The 16,191-nt window shown below is 60.7% G+C and carries 14 protein-coding genes and 1 pseudogene; 12 read left to right on the top strand and 3 right to left on the bottom strand.

Features of this window, described 5'->3' with window-relative positions; all coding sequences use genetic code 11:
• Positions 1-107: 107 nt before the first annotated feature.
• On the bottom strand, positions 108-1,601 hold the full coding sequence (locus tag ACM6J5_RS13620) for a CoA-acylating methylmalonate-semialdehyde dehydrogenase (protein WP_095946036.1): 1,494 nt from the start codon (positions 1,599-1,601) through the stop codon (positions 108-110).
• Positions 1,602-1,675: 74 nt separating this feature from the next.
• On the bottom strand, positions 1,676-3,025 hold the full coding sequence (locus ACM6J5_RS13615) for an aspartate aminotransferase family protein (RefSeq protein ID WP_095946037.1): 1,350 nt from the start codon (positions 3,023-3,025) through the stop codon (positions 1,676-1,678).
• Positions 3,026-3,163: 138 nt separating this feature from the next.
• Here ACM6J5_RS13615 and ACM6J5_RS13610 point away from each other — a divergent pair, with 138 nt between their 5' ends.
• From ACM6J5_RS13610 to ACM6J5_RS13585, 6 genes are all read left to right on the top strand, one after another.
• Entirely contained in the window at positions 3,164-4,084 is a 921-nt protein-coding gene (locus ACM6J5_RS13610) for a LysR family transcriptional regulator (protein WP_007971880.1), read from the top strand.
• Between the two features lie 115 nt (positions 4,085-4,199).
• Positions 4,200-4,850, top strand: a complete 651-nt coding sequence (locus ACM6J5_RS13605) for a TetR/AcrR family transcriptional regulator (protein ID WP_095946038.1) — start codon at positions 4,200-4,202, stop codon at positions 4,848-4,850.
• An 18-nt stretch (positions 4,851-4,868) separates the two neighbouring features.
• Positions 4,869-5,450: an IMPACT family protein gene (locus tag ACM6J5_RS13600; protein WP_414928717.1), complete on the top strand. Its 582-nt coding sequence runs from the start codon at positions 4,869-4,871 to the stop codon at positions 5,448-5,450.
• Between the two features lie 539 nt (positions 5,451-5,989).
• Complete coding sequence (locus ACM6J5_RS13595) at positions 5,990-7,555, top strand: ABC transporter ATP-binding protein (RefSeq protein ID WP_414928716.1); 1,566 nt, start codon at positions 5,990-5,992, stop codon at positions 7,553-7,555.
• 11 nt (positions 7,556-7,566) lie between these two features.
• Positions 7,567-8,673: an ABC transporter permease gene (locus tag ACM6J5_RS13590; RefSeq protein ID WP_414928715.1), complete on the top strand. Its 1,107-nt coding sequence runs from the start codon at positions 7,567-7,569 to the stop codon at positions 8,671-8,673.
• On the top strand, positions 8,673-9,599 hold the full coding sequence (locus ACM6J5_RS13585) for an ABC transporter permease (RefSeq protein ID WP_414928714.1): 927 nt from the start codon (positions 8,673-8,675) through the stop codon (positions 9,597-9,599). Before ACM6J5_RS13590 ends, ACM6J5_RS13585 begins: the two co-directional genes overlap by 1 nt.
• A gap of 62 nt (positions 9,600-9,661) precedes the next feature.
• Here ACM6J5_RS13585 and ACM6J5_RS13580 read toward each other — a convergent pair whose 3' ends face one another.
• The gene (locus ACM6J5_RS13580; protein ID WP_414928713.1) at positions 9,662-10,102 is read right to left on the bottom strand and encodes a hypothetical protein; all 441 of its coding nucleotides are present in this window, start codon (positions 10,100-10,102) and stop codon (positions 9,662-9,664) included.
• A gap of 82 nt (positions 10,103-10,184) precedes the next feature.
• Here ACM6J5_RS13580 and ACM6J5_RS13575 point away from each other — a divergent pair.
• The 6 genes and pseudogenes from ACM6J5_RS13575 to ACM6J5_RS13550 all read left to right on the top strand — a co-directional run.
• Positions 10,185-10,361: pseudogene (locus tag ACM6J5_RS13575) on the top strand (MerR family transcriptional regulator); the annotation flags it as partial.
• A gap of 39 nt (positions 10,362-10,400) precedes the next feature.
• Entirely contained in the window at positions 10,401-11,090 is a 690-nt protein-coding gene (locus ACM6J5_RS13570) for an SDR family oxidoreductase (RefSeq protein ID WP_414928712.1), read from the top strand.
• Between the two features lie 252 nt (positions 11,091-11,342).
• A complete protein-coding gene (locus ACM6J5_RS13565; RefSeq protein WP_008050330.1) occupies positions 11,343-12,701 on the top strand; it encodes an 8-oxoguanine deaminase in 1,359 nt (452 codons plus the stop codon).
• 251 nt (positions 12,702-12,952) lie between these two features.
• Positions 12,953-14,035 carry a BMP family ABC transporter substrate-binding protein gene (locus tag ACM6J5_RS13560; protein ID WP_414928711.1) on the top strand — a complete coding sequence of 361 codons (1,083 nt, stop codon included), beginning with the start codon at positions 12,953-12,955 and terminating at the stop codon, positions 14,033-14,035.
• A 144-nt stretch (positions 14,036-14,179) separates the two neighbouring features.
• The gene (locus ACM6J5_RS13555; RefSeq protein WP_414928710.1) at positions 14,180-15,145 is read left to right on the top strand and encodes a 2-oxoglutarate and iron-dependent oxygenase domain-containing protein; all 966 of its coding nucleotides are present in this window, start codon (positions 14,180-14,182) and stop codon (positions 15,143-15,145) included.
• Between the two features lie 82 nt (positions 15,146-15,227).
• Positions 15,228-16,181, top strand: coding sequence for an adenosine deaminase (locus ACM6J5_RS13550; protein ID WP_007996475.1), 954 nt, complete (start codon positions 15,228-15,230; stop codon positions 16,179-16,181).
• Positions 16,182-16,191 lie beyond the last annotated feature (10 nt).

Raw genomic sequence — 16,191 nt, 5'->3', positions numbered from 1 at the left:
TCTGAAATCTGCCGTCAACCGCTATTTTCATAAATCTGTCATATAACTCAAAAAGCCCCGAAAACGCGAAGGCCGGCCACAAGGGCCGGCCTTCTCTACCCTTCTACTTACAAGCTAGGGAAGGCGAACTGCGAAGCTTCATGGCTCGCACGCTGCGGCCAGCGCTGGGTGATGGCTTTGCGGCGGGTATAGAAACGCACACCATCCGGGCCATAGGCGTGCAGGTCGCCGAACAGCGAACGCTTCCAGCCGCCAAAGCTGTGATATGCCACCGGCACCGGCAGCGGTACGTTGACACCCACCATGCCGACTTCAATCTCGTCGCAGAACAACCGCGCCGCTTCACCATCACGGGTGAAGATGCAGGTGCCGTTGCCATATTCGTGATCGTTGATCAGTTGCATGGCTTCTTCCAGGCTGTTGACCCGAACAACGCACAGCACCGGCCCGAAGATCTCTTCTTTATAGATGCGCATTTCTGGCGTGACGTTGTCGAACAGGCAGCCACCCAGGAAGAAGCCTTCCTCGTGACCAGCGACGGTCAGGCCACGGCCATCCACCACCAGGGTCGCGCCAGCAGCTACGCCGTCTTCTACATAACCGCTGACTTTGTCGCGGGCCTGGCCAGTGACCAGAGGCCCCATGTCCAGACCGCAAGAAGTACCAGCGCCAATTTTCAGCGCCTTGATTTGTGGAACCAGTTTGGCCACCAGTGCATCGGCCACCTGATCACCGACACACACTGCTACGGAGATCGCCATGCAACGCTCACCGCAAGAACCGTAGGCCGCGCCCATCAGTGCGCTGACGGCGTTGTCCAAATCTGCATCCGGCATCAGCACGGCGTGGTTCTTCGCACCGCCCAGGGCCTGAACGCGCTTGCCGCGCTTGGTGCCTTCGGAATAGATGTATTCGGCAATCGGCGTCGAACCAACGAAGCTCAGCGCTTTGACTTCCGGCGCTTCGATCAATGCGTCCACCGCAGTCTTGTCACCGTGCACCACGCTCAGTACGCCTTTAGGCAAACCAGCCTCCAGCAGCAATTGGGCAATCAGCAGCGTCGAACTCGGGTCACGCTCGGAAGGCTTGAGGATGAAGCAGTTGCCGCAGACGATCGCCAGCGGGTACATCCACAGCGGCACCATGGCCGGGAAGTTGAACGGCGTGATACCGGCAACCACGCCCAGCGGCTGGAAGTCAGACCAGGCATCGATGTTCGGGCCGACGTTACGGCTGTATTCGCCCTTGAGGATTTCCGGGGCCGCGCAAGCGAACTCGACGTTCTCGATGCCGCGCTTCAGTTCACCGGCAGCATCTTCCAGGGTCTTGCCGTGCTCTTCACTGATCAATTGCGAGATGCGGGCTTCGTTCTGCTCCAGCAGTTGCTTGAAGCGGAACATCACTTGGGCACGCTTGGCCGGCGGCGTGTTGCGCCAGGCCGGGAATGCAGCCTTGGCCGCGTCGATGGCGCTCTGGATGGTTTCGCGGGTCGCCAGTGGCAGCTTGTGGATAGCCTGGCCGGTAGACGGGTTGAACACATCAACCGCGCGACCGTTCTCGGTCACCAGTTCGCCATTGATCAAATGCGGAATAACGCTCATGGAAGCTCCTGAAAAGTTGTCCACAGGCGCCCGTTCCCGAGCGCCCGTTGTTTATAGGTATATAGAAGGAGAAATCAGTCGATCTTGCTCAGCACTTCGCCGACCGCGTCGAACAGACGATCCAGGTCCTGCGGCTTGCTGTTGAAGGTTGGGCCGAACTGCAGGGTGTCGCCGCCGAAGCGCACGTAGAACCCGGCTTTCCACAGCGCCATGCCGGCTTCGAACGGACGCACGATCGCATCGCCGTCACGTGGAGCGATCTGGATCGCACCGGCCAGGCCGAAGTTGCGGATGTCGATGATGTTCTTGGTGCCCTTGAGACCGTGCAGCGCATTTTCGAAATGCGGCGCGACTTCAGCCACGCTCTGCACCAGGTTTTCCTTTTGCAGCAGGTCGAGTGCCGCCAGGCCCGCGGCGCAAGCCACCGGATGCGCGGAATAGGTGTAGCCGTGAGGGAACTCCACCGCATATTCAGGCGTTGGCTGATTCATGAAGGTCTGGTAGATCTCGGAGCTGGCAATCACCGCGCCCATCGGGATCGCACCGTTGGTGACTTGCTTGGCGATGCACATCAGGTCCGGGGTCACGCCGAAGGTGGTGGCGCCGAACATGGTGCCGGTACGGCCGAAACCGGTGATCACTTCGTCGAACACCAGCAGGATGTTGTGCTGGTCGCAGATTTCACGCAGACGCTTGAGGTAACCCTGTGGCGGAACCAGCACGCCAGCGGAACCGGCCAATGGCTCGACGAAGACCGCCGCGATGTTCGACGCATCGTGCAGCTCGATCAGCTTCAGCAGTTCGTCAGCCAGGGCGATACCACCCTGCTCCGGCATGCCACGGGAGTAAGCGTTGCTGGCCAGCAAGGTGTGCGGCAGGTGGTCGACGTCCATCATCGCCTGACCGAACAGCTTGCGGTTGCCGTTCACGCCCCCGAGGCTGGTGCCGGCGATATTCACACCGTGGTAACCACGGGCACGACCGATCATTTTGGTCTTGGTCGACTGGCCCTTCAGGCGCCAGTAAGCACGGACCATCTTCACGGCGGTGTCAGCACACTCGGAGCCCGAGTCGGTGAAAAACACGTGATTCAGGTTGCCCGGGGTCAGGTCGGTGATTTTCTCAGCCAGCTGGAAGGACAGCGGATGACCGTACTGGAAGCCTGGCGAGTAATCGAGAGTGCCCAGTTGCCTGGCGACCGCTTCCTGGATTTCCTTGCGGGTGTGCCCGGCGCCACAGGTCCACAGACCGGACAACGAGTCGTAAACCTTGCGGCCCTTGTCGTCGATCAGCCAACTGCCTTCGGCGCCAACGATCAGCCGCGGGTCGCGCTGGAAGTTGCGGTTGGCGGTGTAAGGCATCCAGTGAGCATCGAGCTTGAGCTGGCTGGCCAGGGAAGTCGGGGCGTTTTCAGGCTGGTTCATGGGCGAAATCTCGCAAGGCAATAAGCGGCGTAAGGATTGAAAACCGTTGTTGCAGCTAAATTGCCACGGAGATAAAGTCTGTGAAATCCAACTCTTCTAATGTTCAGTCAGCCAACTACTAAACTTTGAGTAACCCGCATGAGCACTCGCCGTCCCGATCCGCTGGCCCAGGTCAGCGACTTTGATATCCGCCTGCTGAGGATTTTCCGCAGCGTGGTGGAATGCGGCGGCTTCTCCGCGGCGGAAACCGTGCTGGGCATCGGTCGCTCGGCGATCAGCCAGCAGATGAGCGATCTGGAGCAACGCCTCGGCCTGCGTCTGTGTCAACGTGGACGTGCCGGGTTTTCCCTGACCGAAGAAGGCCGCGAGGTCTATCAATCGGCGTTGCAGCTGTTAAGTGCACTGGAAAGCTTCCGCACCGAGGTCAATGGCCTGCACCAGCACTTGCGCGGCGAATTGATCATTGGATTGACCGACAACCTGGTCACCCTGCCCCACATGCGCATCACCCATGCCCTCGCACAATTGAAGGAACGCGGCCCCGACGTGCAAATCCAGATCCGCATGATCGCGCCCAATGAAGTCGAACAAGGCGTGCTCGACGGCCGTCTGCATGTCGGCGTGGTGCCGCAGGCCAGCGCGCTGTCGGGGCTGGAGTATCAACCGTTGTATAGCGAACGTTCGCTGCTGTACTGCGCGGTCGGTCACCCGCTGTTCTATGTCGACGACAAGCAACTGGACGACGAACGCCTGAATAGCCAGGACGCCATCGCGCCCACCTTTCGTTTGCCGGCGGAGATCCAGGCTCACTACCAGGCGCTCAATTGCACCGCCAGCGCCTCGGACCGTGAAGGCATGGCGTTCCTGATCCTGACCGGGCGCTACATCGGCTATTTGCCGGATCACTACGCGAGTCTTTGGGTACAGCAAGGTCGGTTGCGTGCATTGAAAGCAAAAACGCGTTTCTATGACCTGAGCCTGGCGTCGGTCACCCGCAAGGGACGTCGACCGCATCTGGTGCTGGAGAGTTTTCTCGAGAGTCTCGCGGCGACGCGTTGAATTGCATAATTGAACAAGCCCTCAGTGGATTGGTTTTTCCCCATAGACTTGTCTGTAACCTGCCGGTGCGCTATCAACGCACTGGCCGCACCCACTCATCTTCTCGGAAGTGCCTATGACCTTTGAAGTCCCAGCCCACGGCGGAAAACCCGTCAGCCGCATTCGTCAGAAAAACGAAGAGACCATCATCAAAGCCGCCGAAGACGAGTTCGCCCGTCACGGCTACAAAGGCACGAGCATGAACACCATCGCCCAGAATGCCGGGCTGCCCAAGGCGAACCTGCATTACTACTTCACCAACAAGCTCGGTTTGTACGTGGCGGTGCTGAGCAACATCATCGAGTTGTGGGACAGCACCTTCAACACCCTCACCGCCGAGGACGATCCGGCCGAAGCCTTGACCCGCTACATCCGCGCAAAAATCGAGTTCTCCCGGCGCCAGCCGCAAGCCTCGCGGATTTTCGCCATGGAAGTCATCAGCGGCGGCGAATGCCTGACCGAGTACTTCAACCAGGACTATCGCGCCTGGTTCCAGGGTCGTGCGGGCGTGTTCCAGGCCTGGATCGACGCCGGTAAAATGGACCCGGTCGATCCGGTGCACCTGATCTTCCTGTTGTGGGGCAGCACCCAGCACTACGCCGACTTCGCCACCCAGATCTGCCGCGTCACCGGGCGCACCAGGTTGACCAAACAGGACATGGAAGACGCCGGGGACAACCTGATCCGCATCATTCTCAAGGGCTGCGGCCTGAAACCTGCCATCTAAGTTGCCATTCAGGTACGTATGCCATTTACCCTCAGCGGTTTTTGCGAATACCGCGAAGAGATTCGCAAGAGTCGCTTCATGACCTTCGCCGCGCCGATCTCCAGCCCGGCCGAGGCCCAGGCGTTCATTGAACAGCACAGTGACTTCAATGCCTCGCACAACTGCTGGGCGTGGAAGCTCGGCGATCAGTATCGCAGCACCGATGATGGCGAGCCCGGCGGCACGGCCGGGCGGCCGATTCTGGCGGCGATAGAGGCGCAGGATTGCGATCAGGTCGCGGTGCTGGTGATTCGCTGGTATGGCGGCATCCAACTGGGCACCGGGGGGCTCGCCCGCGCTTATGGCGGGGGTGCAAACAAATGCCTGCAAGCGGCGCCAAAGATCGAGCTGATCAGCCGGGTGCCGCTGCGTTGCGCCTGCGGGTTTGCCGAGTTGGCCCTGGTCAAGCTGCGGGTGGCAGAAGCAGGTGGATTGGTTGTGGATGAAAGCTTCACCTCCAATGGGGTCGAGTTGCAGCTGGCCGTGGGCGGTGCGCAGATCGACACCTTGCAGTCACAACTGGCCGATTTGAGTCGCGGGCGAATTCTGTTACAGCGCTGAATCACAGGCTGCAATCTTTTGGGGCACGCCACTTTTTCACTTATTCCATATTTGCCCACATCTGCTGTGCACCCGCCTGTGGATAACCTGAGCACATACCGCTGTAACCCTTCTGTCATGCGGCTTTGCGGACTTTGCTCAATTTTCGTCCAATCTGCCATCAAGTACATCAAATTCAAATAAAAACAAACAGTTACAACGGTTTATCGCCTTTAGAAGAAAGCCACTCAGTGCTTATGCCCATGCTTTGAGCTTGCACACAAATACTGTGGAGCAATCTGTGGATAACCCGTTCATGGCCGTCTCGGCGCCCTGCACGCTATGGCTTGTGGTCGATTGCTCATTTTTTGAGCAAAACCCCACGAGCAAAATCGGGGCTTGATTTGCGCCATTGCCCCCATGTGGTGCCGGGCTGTGGGTGAGACATTCGAAAGCGGCGCACTCAACGCCTCGGCTCGCAGGACTTCGACATTTTCCTGACCAGATGGCCAGAAAATTGCTTTATCCACAGGCACAAGTCCAACAGCACCGAGCCTGTCATGCCCAATCGCGCTCCAACCCCCGATCCGGTTCCGCGCCTGCAACTGCGCAGCATCACAAAACGCTACCCCGGTTGCCTGGCCAACGACGCCATCGACCTGACCATTGCCCCTGGCGAGATCCATGCCCTGCTCGGCGAAAACGGCGCGGGTAAAAGCACCTTGATGAAGATCATCTACGGCGTCACCCACGCCGATTCCGGCGAAGTGATCTGGCAAGGCCGGCGGGTGAGCCTGCGCAACCCGGCCCAGGCCCGGGGTTTGGGAATCGGCATGGTGTTCCAGCATTTCTCGCTGTTCGAAACCCTGAGCGTGGCGCAGAACATCGCCCTGGCCATGGGCGCGGCGGCAGGCACACCCAAACAGCTTGAGCCGAAGATTCGCGAGGTGTCCCGGCGCTATGGCATGGCGCTGGAACCGGAGCGACTTGTCCACAGCCTGTCGATCGGTGAACGGCAACGGGTGGAAATCATTCGCTGCCTGATGCAGGACATCCGCCTGTTGATTCTCGATGAACCGACTTCGGTGCTGACGCCGCAGGAGGCCGACGACTTGTTCGTCACCCTGCGCCGGCTTGCCGCCGAGGGTTGCAGCATTTTGTTCATCAGCCACAAGCTTGGGGAAGTCCGCGCGTTGTGCCACAGCGCAACGGTTTTACGAGGCGGTCGGGTGTCCGGGCATTGCGTGCCGGCCGAGTGTTCGGATCAGCAACTGGCGCGCTTGATGGTCGGTGAAGCGGCGGAGTTGATCGCTGACTATCCGAAGGTTACCGGAGGTGAGGCGTTCCTTGATGTCCGTGGCTTGTCCTGGCACAACCCGGACCCGTTCGGCTGCTCGCTTGCCAACATCGACCTTGAAGCGCGCCGTGGTGAAATTGTCGGCATCGCCGGTGTCGCCGGCAATGGCCAGGACGAGTTGCTGGCCTTGCTCAGCGGCGAAGTACTGCTGCCCCGCAACGCCAGCGCAACGATCCGTTTTGGCCAGGAGCCCGTCGCCCATTTGCGTCCCGATGTTCGCCGCCAACTCGGCCTGGCGTTCGTCCCCGCCGAACGCCTGGGCCATGGTGCAGTGCCGGAGCTGAGCCTGGCGGACAACGCGCTGCTGACCGCCTTCCAGCAGGGGTTGGTGAATAACGGCCTGATTCAGCGCGGCAAAGTCGAAGCACTGGCCGAGGAAATCATCCGCCGTTTCGGGGTCAAGACACCCGATAGCCAGGCACCGGCCCGCAGCCTGTCCGGGGGAAACCTGCAGAAATTCATCCTCGGCCGGGAAATCCTTCAGCGACCGAAACTGCTGGTCGCCGCACACCCGACCTGGGGCGTGGACGTCGGCGCGGCCGCCACCATTCACCGCGCCTTGATTGCCTTGCGCGATGCCGGCGCGGCGATCCTGGTGATTTCCGAAGACCTCGATGAACTGTTCCAGATCAGCGACCGCCTCGGCGCCTTGTGCGGTGGTCGGTTGTCGGCGCTCCACGCCACAGTCGACACGCGCCTGAGCGATGTCGGCGGCTGGATGGCCGGCCAGTTCGGTGCCCCTCAATCACTCGAATCCGCCACGCGTTAACGGAGTGTCACATGCTGCTTTCTCTTGAACCCCGCGGCCAGCAATCGCGCCTGATGCTGTGGTGCTCGCCGTTGCTCGCAGCGGCACTGACACTGGGCTGTGGCTCGCTGTTGTTTATCGCGCTCGGGCACGACCCGCTGCTGACGCTGCACACCTTGCTGATTGCGCCGGTCAGCGACCTGTACGGCGTCTCCGAATTGCTGGTCAAAGCCCTGCCGATTCTGCTCTGCGCATTGGGCCTGGCCGTCGCCTACCAGGCGCGCATCTGGAACATCGGCGCCGAAGGTCAACTGCTGCTCGGTGCGTTGGCCGGCAGTGCGCTGGCGGTGAACATCATCGATATGCAAAGCCGCTGGGCGCTGGTGCTGATCTTGCTCACCGGCACCTTGGCCGGAGCTGCGTGGGCCGGGCTGACGGCGTGGTTGCGCACGCGTTTCAACGCCAATGAGATCCTCACCAGCATCATGCTCAATTACATCGCCCTGAACCTTTTGCTGTATTGCGTGCACGGTCCACTGAAAGATCCGGATGGTTTCAATTTTCCGCAATCGGCGATGTTCGGCGACGCCAGCCGCTTGCCGTTGCTGATGGAAGATGGCCGGGTCCACGCCGGGGTTTACTTCGCCCTGCTCGCGTTGGTGACCGTGTGGGTGTTGTTGCAGAAAAGCTTTGTCGGTTTCCAGATCAAAGTGCTCGGGCTGGACAAGCGTGCCGCCGGTTTTGTCGGCTTTCGCGAGAAACGTCTGATCTGGCTCGCGCTGTTGATCAGCGGCAGCCTGGCGGGGCTTTCCGGCGTGTGCGAAGTCAGCGGCCCCATCGGTCAGCTGGTGCCGCAGGTCTCGCCGGGCTACGGCTATGCGGCGATCACCGTGGCATTTCTCGGCCGCCTGAACCCTGTCGGCATCCTGTTTTCCAGTCTGCTGATGGCGCTGCTGTACATCGGCGGCGAAAGCGCACAAATGAGCCTGAACCTGCCGCAAGCCATCACCCAATTGTTCCAGGGCATGATGCTGTTTTTCCTGCTCGCCAGTGATGTGCTGATTCTCTATCGCCCACGCCTGAACCTGCGCTGGACCCGCCGCGCCCAAACCACCGCCGTACAAGCAGGAGCGCTGTGATGGATATCGATCTGCTGAGCAATATTTTCTACGCCATGGTCCGCTGCGGTACGCCGTTGCTGCTGGTGGCGCTGGGGGAACTGATCTGCGAGAAAAGTGGCGTCCTCAACCTTGGCCAGGAAGGCATGATGCTGTTTGGCGCGGTGATCGGTTTCATCGTCGCGTTCAACACCGGCAATCTATGGCTCGGCGTGTTGCTGGCAATGTTCGCCGGGATGCTGTTGTCGTCCCTCTTTGCCTTGGTGGCGCTGGTGTTCAACGCCAATCAGGTGGCCACCGGTCTGGCCCTGACGATTTTCGGCGTGGGCCTGTCGACCTTCGTCGGTGCGGCCTGGGTCGGCAAGCCGCTGGCGGGATTCGAGCCGATGGCGATTCCATATTTGAGCGAGATCCCGCTGATCGGACGGATGCTGTTTGCCCAGGACCTGTTGGTGTATTTGTCATTCGCGCTGTTTGCGCTGGTGGCCTGGGTGATTCTGAAAAGCCGCGTCGGGCTGATCATTCAGGCGGTCGGGGAAAACCCGGATGCGGCCAGCGCCATGGGCTTGCCGGTGTTGGCGGTGCGGACCCTGGCGGTGTTGTGCGGCGGTGCGATGGCAGGGCTGGCCGGGGCATATCTGTCCCTGGCCTACACGCCGATGTGGGCGGAGAACATGAGCGCCGGGCGCGGCTGGATTGCCCTGGCGCTGGTGGTGTTCGCCAGTTGGCGGGTGTGGCGCCTGCTGCTCGGCGCGTACCTGTTCGGGCTCGCCAGCATCCTGCACCTGGTGGCGCAGGGGTTGGGACTGGCAATTGCGTCGAGTCTGCTGGCGATGCTGCCGTATGTCGCGACCATTGTGGTGCTGGTGCTGCTGTCCCGGGATGCGCTGCGCACACGGTTGTATGCGCCGGTGTCGTTGGGGCAGCCGTGGCAGGCAGGGCATTAGTGGTTGTCTGGGCGGGCCCCTTCGCGAGCAGGCTCGCTCCCACATTACCGTGTCCGCCGCAATTAATGTGTCTGGCGCAAACCCTGTGGGAGCGAGCCTGCTCGCGATGGCTGCCGAACAGGCAACACTTGAGCAATGCCCCACGCCAATTCAAACACCAGAAAAACCACCAGCAGCGAACTCGCGCCATGGATCAGGGCATAAGCCTGCCAGGCCGAGAACAGGAACCTGGCCACGGCGTCATAGCGCCCATAAACCTGCTGCGGATCACGAATCCGCAGCACTGCCCATACGCAGACAATCGACCCCAGCAGATTCGCCATCAGCATGTGCACTGGTTCGAACGGTGGCAACTCACCGGGTAAACTCAACGCCTGACTCACCCCCGTCAAAAACCCATGCAACGCCGCAAAACTCCACGGTGTGACAAACGCGACCGTCACGATCAGGTCGTACCAGGCGCTGCCTTGCACCAATCGGCGATATTGCGTTGTAGTCCACATCGACATTGCTCCATCAATTCAGGGAGCAACAAGGCTAAAGCCTGGAGTATGCTCCAGGGTCAAGCCCCCTCGAGACGTCATGATGCGCATTGGTGAATTAGCCCAGGCCAGCGCCGTCAGCCGCGACACGCTGCGCTTTTACGAGCAGCGCGGGTTGATCGCGGCGCAACGCAGCGCCAACGGGCATCGCGACTATCCGCCAGACATGGTGCAACGGGTGCAGTACATCAAGACCGCTCAACGACTGGGGTTTAGTGTCCATTGAATCCACTATCCTGAACTTTCAAGGAAGCCACTCATGTCCAAGGCAAAAACCGCACTCATCATCGGCGCCTCCCGGGGGCTTGGCCTCGGACTGGTGAAAACCCTGCTGGCCGATGGCTGGCAAGTCACCGCCACCGTGCGCGACCCGCAAAAAGCCGAAGCCTTGCAGGCCCTGGGCGATGTGCGGATCGAAAAGCTCGACATGGACGATCAGCAGGCGGTGTCCGCCCTGAGCCAACAACTCAAGGGTGATGTGTTTGACCTGTTGTTCGTCAATGCCGGGGTCAAGGGGCCGGATGTCCAGACGCCGAACGGTGGCGCGACAATGGCCGAAGTCGGTCAGCTGTTTTTCACCAACGCCGTGGCGCCGATCAACCTGGCCCAGCATTTTGTCGAGCAACTGCGCCCGGACACCGGCGTGCTGGCGTTCATGAGTTCGGTGCTCGGCAGCGTGACCATGCCCGATGCGCCGGAACTGGCGTTGTACAAGGCCAGCAAGGCGGCGCTGAACTCCATGACCAACAGCTTCGTCACGCAATTGGGCGAAACCAGTCTCACCGTGCTGTCGCTGCACCCGGGCTGGGTGAAAACCGACATGGGGGGTGAAGGCGCGGACATCGACGTGGAAACCAGCACCCGTGGCCTGGTCGATCAGGTGAATGCCTATGTCGGCAAGGGCGGGCATCACTTCATCAACTACCGGGGTGAAACCATTCCCTGGTAATACCCCATAACCTGTGGGAGCGAGCCTGCTCGCGATGGCGGTGTATCAGGCACAGATGTTGTCGACTGACACTCCGTCATCGCGAGCCGGCTCGCTCCCACAGGGTTACTCTTCGTCTGGTCGGGTTGGGCTTGCCCGCCAGGGCGTTTTGATCGACACTTCGCACCTCGCCTCCCCGGCGACCCTGGATCAGCAGACAGGGCAACACTGAGCTGGCAACCCTGAACCCAACTTTCAGAGGAGCCGGCCAACATGCCTGCGACCCGTACCTGGTTAAAAAATCCCCTCGCCATTTTCACCTCCAACGGTCTCGATGCCCGTGGCGGTCTGGTGCTGCAAGACGGTTTGATCGTCGAAGTACTCGGCGCCGGTCAACAACCGTCCGCACCGTGCAATGAAGTGTTCGATGCCCGCGAGCATGTGATCCTGCCGGGCCTGATCAACACCCATCACCACTTCTATCAAACCCTGACCCGCGCCTGGGCACCGGTGGTCAATCAGCCGCTGTTCCCGTGGCTGAAAACCCTGTACCCAGTCTGGGCACGCCTGACCCCGGAAAAACTCGCCCTCGCCACCAAAGTCGCGCTGGCTGAATTGCTGCTGTCCGGTTGCACCACCGCAGCCGACCATCACTACCTGTTCCCGGAAGGTCTGGAAAACGCGATCGACGTGCAAGTCGAGAGCGTTCGTGAATTGGGCATGCGCGCCATGCTCACCCGCGGTTCCATGAGCCTCGGTGAAAAGGACGGTGGCCTGCCGCCACAACAGACCGTGCAGGAAGGCGAAGTGATCCTCGCCGACAGCCAGCGCCTGATCGCCGAATACCACGAACGCGGTGACGGCGCGCAAATCCAGATCGCCCTGGCACCGTGCTCGCCGTTCTCGGTGACCCCGGAAATCATGTCGGCGAGTGCCGAGCTGGCGAACAAACTCGACGTGCGCCTGCACACCCACCTGGCAGAAACCCTCGACGAAGAAGATTTCTGCCTGCAACGCTTCGGCCTGCGCACCGTGGACTATCTGGACAGTGTCGGCTGGCTCGGCCCGCGTACCTGGCTGGCCCATGGCATCCATTTCAATCCGGACGAAATCGCCCGCCTCGGCGCCGCCGGCACCGGCATTTGCCATTGCCCGAGTTCGAACATGCGCCTGGCCTCGGGTATCTGCCCGAGCATCGAGCTGACCGATGCCGGTGCCTTGCTTGGTTTGGGCGTGGACGGTTCGGCGTCTAACGATGCCTCGAACATGATGCTCGAAGCGCGTCAGGCATTGTACATCCAGCGTCTGCGCTACGGCGCCGAGAAGATCACGCCGGAGCGCGTGTTGGGTTGGGCGACCAAGGGTTCGGCGAGCCTGCTGGGCCGTACCGATATCGGCGAGTTGGCCGTGGGCAAGCAGGCTGACCTGGCGATGTTCAAGCTCGATGAACTGCGCTTCTCCGGCAGTCATGATCCGGTCTCGGCGTTGCTGCTATGCGGTGCTGATCGCGCGGATCGAGTGATGGTCGGCGGCAAGTGGCGGGTGATCGATGGGCAGGTCGAAGGGCTGGATCTGAAGGGGTTGATTGCTGATCACAGCCAGGCGGCGCGGCAGTTGATCGCCGGGACCTGATACAACACCGATTAAAACTGTGGGAGCAGGCTCGCTCCCACATTGGTTTTGTGGAGGATCATTGGCGCACCAGTGGATGGCAGCTGTGCAAGGACATGCACTGTTATCGGACTTCAAGGACCTGTCGCGAGCTTGCTCGCGATAGCATCAGCGCGGATTCATGTTTTGTTGTCTTGTTGGTCAGCAATTTGCATTGCCCTGTGCAAGCCAGAGAGCCCAGCCAACCTCACAACAAAATGGAGTTCCAATTCATGCACAACCGTCCGTTGAAGAAGCTGCTTTGCGCTGTTGCGGCAGCCATCGGTTTGAGCGCCAGCCTGACCGCCGTAGCCGCCGATCCGCTGAAAGTCGGCTTCGTCTATATCGGTCCGATCGGTGACCACGGCTGGACGTATCAGCATGAACAGGGGCGTAAGGAACTCGCGGAAAAATTCGGCGCACAGATCACCACCAACTACGTGGAAAACGTCGCCGAAGGCGCCGACGCCGAGCGGGTGATCCGCAACATGGCCAAGGACAAATACGACCTGATCTTCACCACTTCCTTCGGCTACATGAACCCGACCGTGAAGGTCGCCAAACAGTTTCCCAAGGTGACCTTCGAACACGCCACCGGCTACAAGCAGGACAAGAACCTCGGCACTTACCTGGCGCGTACTTACGAGGGTCGCTACGTCGGCGGTTTCCTCGCGGCGAAGATGACCAAGACCAAAAAGGTCGGCTACGTCGCCTCGTTCCCGATCCCGGAAGTGATCCGCGACATCAACGCCATCCAGTTGGCCCTGAACAAGTACAACCCCGGCACCGAGATCAAGGTGGTGTGGGTCAACTCATGGTTCGATCCGGGCAAGGAAGCGGACGCCGCCAACGCGCTGATCGACCAGGGCGTGGACGTGGTGTTCCAGCACACCGACAGCCCCGCGCCGATCCAGGCGGCCGAACGTCGCGGCGTTTATGCCGTGGGCTACGCTTCGGACATGGCGCACTTCGGGCCGAAAGCGGTGCTGACCTCCATCGTCAACGACTGGGGCCCGCACTACGTTCAGGCAACCCAAAGCGTGATCGATCATGACTGGAAATCCCGGGACTACTGGGGCGGCTTGAAAGAAGGCACCGTTGAACTGCCGATCAGCGACCTGGTGCCAGCGACGGTGAAGAGCGAAGCCGAGCAGCTCATCGCCGACATCAAGAGCGGTGCGCTGCAACTGTTCACCGGGCCGATCAAGGATCAGGCCGGGGTCGAGAAAATTCCGGCGGGCGCGAGCGCGACCACGGAGGAACTGGCGTCGATGAATTACTACGTGGAAGGCATGAAGGCCGAGATTCCGAAGTAACTCTCCAGTCAGAACACAAAACCCTGTGGGAGCGAGCCTGCTCGCGAAGGCGTCTGTACACTCAACATTGATGTTGGTTGACACACCGCATTCGCGAGCAGGCTCGCTCCCACATGTGATCTTCATCGCGTTCAAGGATTGCGTATGACCAGCCTCCCCATCATCGACATCACCCCGCTCTACAGCACCGACCAAATAGCCTGGCAAACTGTCGCCAAACAAATCGACCTCGCCTGCCGCGAGTGGGGCTTTTTCTATATCAAGGGCCATCCGATCAGCACTGCGCGAATCGACGCCCTGCTCGACCACGCCAAGTTCTTCTTCGCCCAACCCACCGCCGAAAAACTCAAGATCGACATCACCCAGACCCGTCACCATCGCGGCTACGGCGCCATTGCCACCGAGCAATTGGACCCAGGCAAACCCAGCGACCTCAAAGAAACCTTCGACATGGGTCTGCACCTGCCGGCCGGGCACCCTGACGTACTGGCGGAAAAACCCTTGCGCGGCCCCAATCGCCATCCGTCCATCCGCGGCTGGGAAGCGTTGATGGAGCAGCACTACATCGACATGCAAGCCCTGGCGCAAACACTGTTGCGGGCCATGACCATCGCGCTGGGGATTGAGCGCGATTTCTTCGACACACGCTTCAATGACCCGGTCAGCGTACTGCGCATGATCCATTACCCGCCGCGCCACACCGCCAGTTCCGAAGAGCAACAAGGTGCCGGGGCGCACACCGACTACGGCTGCATCACCCTGCTCTACCAGGACACCGCCGGTGGCTTGCAGGTACGCAGCGTCAAAGGCGAATGGATCGACGCGCCGCCCATCGAAGGCACCTTCGTGGTCAACCTCGGCGACATGATGGCGCGCTGGAGCAACGACCGCTACCTGTCGACGCCGCACCGGGTGATCAGCCCCCTGGGCGTGGATCGTTATTCGATGCCGTTTTTCGCCGAGCCGCACCCGGATACCCGCATCGACTGCCTGCCCGGCTGTCAGGACGCATCGCACCCGGCGAAATACCCGGCCACCACCTGCGCCGAGTTCCTTCTATCGCGCTTCGCCGATACCTACGCTTATCGACGGGAACTGGAAGCGGTGTGATGAACCGCCTGGTCAGGTTTTACCAATTGTTGCGGCAACCCTCTGTAGAATGGCGACCATTGCACCTGATGAGAAAAGAATTATGTACGACTGGCTGAACGCCCTGCCCAAGGCAGAGTTGCACCTGCACCTGGAAGGCTCGCTGGAACCCGAGCTGTTGTTCGCCCTGGCCGAACGCAACAAGATTGCCTTGCCATGGAACGACGTCGAAACCTTGCGCAAGGCGTATGCCTTCAACAACCTGCAGGAGTTCCTCGACCTGTATTACCGGGGTGCCGATGTGCTGCGCACCTCCCAGGACTTCTATGACCTGACCTGGGCATACCTGCTGCGTTGCAAAGAGCAGAACGTGATTCACACCGAACCGTTCTTCGACCCGCAGACCCACACCGACCGTGGCATCCCGTTCGAAGTGGTGCTCAACGGCATCGCCGCCGCACTGAAGGATGGTGAGCAGCAACTGGGCATCACCAGTGGTTTGATCCTGAGTTTCCTGCGCCATCTGAGCGAAGACGAGGCCCAGAAGACCCTCGACCAGGCGCTGCCGTTCCGCGATGCGTTCGTCGCCGTGGGCCTGGACAGCTCCGAGATGGGCCACCCGCCGAGCAAGTTTCAGCGCGTTTTCGACCGTGCCCGTCACGAAGGCTTCCTGACCGTCGCCCACGCCGGTGAAGAAGGCCCGCCCGAGTACATCTGGGAAGCCATCGACCTGCTGAAAATCCAGCGCATCGACCATGGCGTGCGCGCCATCGAAGACGAGCGCCTGATGCAGCGAATCATCGACGAGCAGATCCCGCTGACCGTGTGCCCGTTGTCGAACACCAAGCTTTGCGTGTTCGATCACATGTCGCAGCACAACATCCTCGACATGCTGGAACGCGGCGTGAAAGTGACCGTGAACTCCGATGACCCGGCGTACTTCGGTGGCTATGTCACCGAGAACTTCCATGCGCTGCACACCCACCTGGGCATGACCCAGGATCAGGCCAAGCGCCTGGCGCAGAACAGCCTCGATGCGCGGTTGGTGAAACCGTAAGGCTCGGCGC

Source organism: Pseudomonas sp. IT-P74 (assembly GCF_949768175.1).
GTDB lineage: Bacteria > Pseudomonadota > Gammaproteobacteria > Pseudomonadales > Pseudomonadaceae > Aquipseudomonas.
Note: the sequence above shows the minus strand (reverse complement) of the source record. Positions and strands in the feature narration are given on the sequence as shown.

What these genes read in the sequence shown, in the direction of transcription:
- ACM6J5_RS13550 (WP_007996475.1), top strand. Translation starts at nt 15,228, where the DNA reads ATGTACGACTGGCTGAACGCCCTGCCCAAGGCAGAGTTGCACCTGCAC.
- ACM6J5_RS13560 (WP_414928711.1), top strand. Translation starts at nt 12,953, where the DNA reads ATGCACAACCGTCCGTTGAAGAAGCTGCTTTGCGCTGTTGCGGCAGCC.
- ACM6J5_RS13605 (WP_095946038.1), top strand. Translation starts at nt 4,200, where the DNA reads ATGACCTTTGAAGTCCCAGCCCACGGCGGAAAACCCGTCAGCCGCATT.
- ACM6J5_RS13610 (WP_007971880.1), top strand. Translation starts at nt 3,164, where the DNA reads ATGAGCACTCGCCGTCCCGATCCGCTGGCCCAGGTCAGCGACTTTGAT.
- ACM6J5_RS13580 (WP_414928713.1), bottom strand. Translation starts at nt 10,102, where the DNA reads ATGTGGACTACAACGCAATATCGCCGATTGGTGCAAGGCAGCGCCTGG.
- ACM6J5_RS13620 (WP_095946036.1), bottom strand. Translation starts at nt 1,601, where the DNA reads ATGAGCGTTATTCCGCATTTGATCAATGGCGAACTGGTGACCGAGAAC.
- ACM6J5_RS13590 (WP_414928715.1), top strand. Translation starts at nt 7,567, where the DNA reads ATGCTGCTTTCTCTTGAACCCCGCGGCCAGCAATCGCGCCTGATGCTG.
- ACM6J5_RS13585 (WP_414928714.1), top strand. Translation starts at nt 8,673, where the DNA reads ATGGATATCGATCTGCTGAGCAATATTTTCTACGCCATGGTCCGCTGC.
- ACM6J5_RS13555 (WP_414928710.1), top strand. Translation starts at nt 14,180, where the DNA reads ATGACCAGCCTCCCCATCATCGACATCACCCCGCTCTACAGCACCGAC.
- ACM6J5_RS13570 (WP_414928712.1), top strand. Translation starts at nt 10,401, where the DNA reads ATGTCCAAGGCAAAAACCGCACTCATCATCGGCGCCTCCCGGGGGCTT.
- ACM6J5_RS13565 (WP_008050330.1), top strand. Translation starts at nt 11,343, where the DNA reads ATGCCTGCGACCCGTACCTGGTTAAAAAATCCCCTCGCCATTTTCACC.
- ACM6J5_RS13595 (WP_414928716.1), top strand. Translation starts at nt 5,990, where the DNA reads ATGCCCAATCGCGCTCCAACCCCCGATCCGGTTCCGCGCCTGCAACTG.
- ACM6J5_RS13615 (WP_095946037.1), bottom strand. Translation starts at nt 3,025, where the DNA reads ATGAACCAGCCTGAAAACGCCCCGACTTCCCTGGCCAGCCAGCTCAAG.
- ACM6J5_RS13600 (WP_414928717.1), top strand. Translation starts at nt 4,869, where the DNA reads ATGCCATTTACCCTCAGCGGTTTTTGCGAATACCGCGAAGAGATTCGC.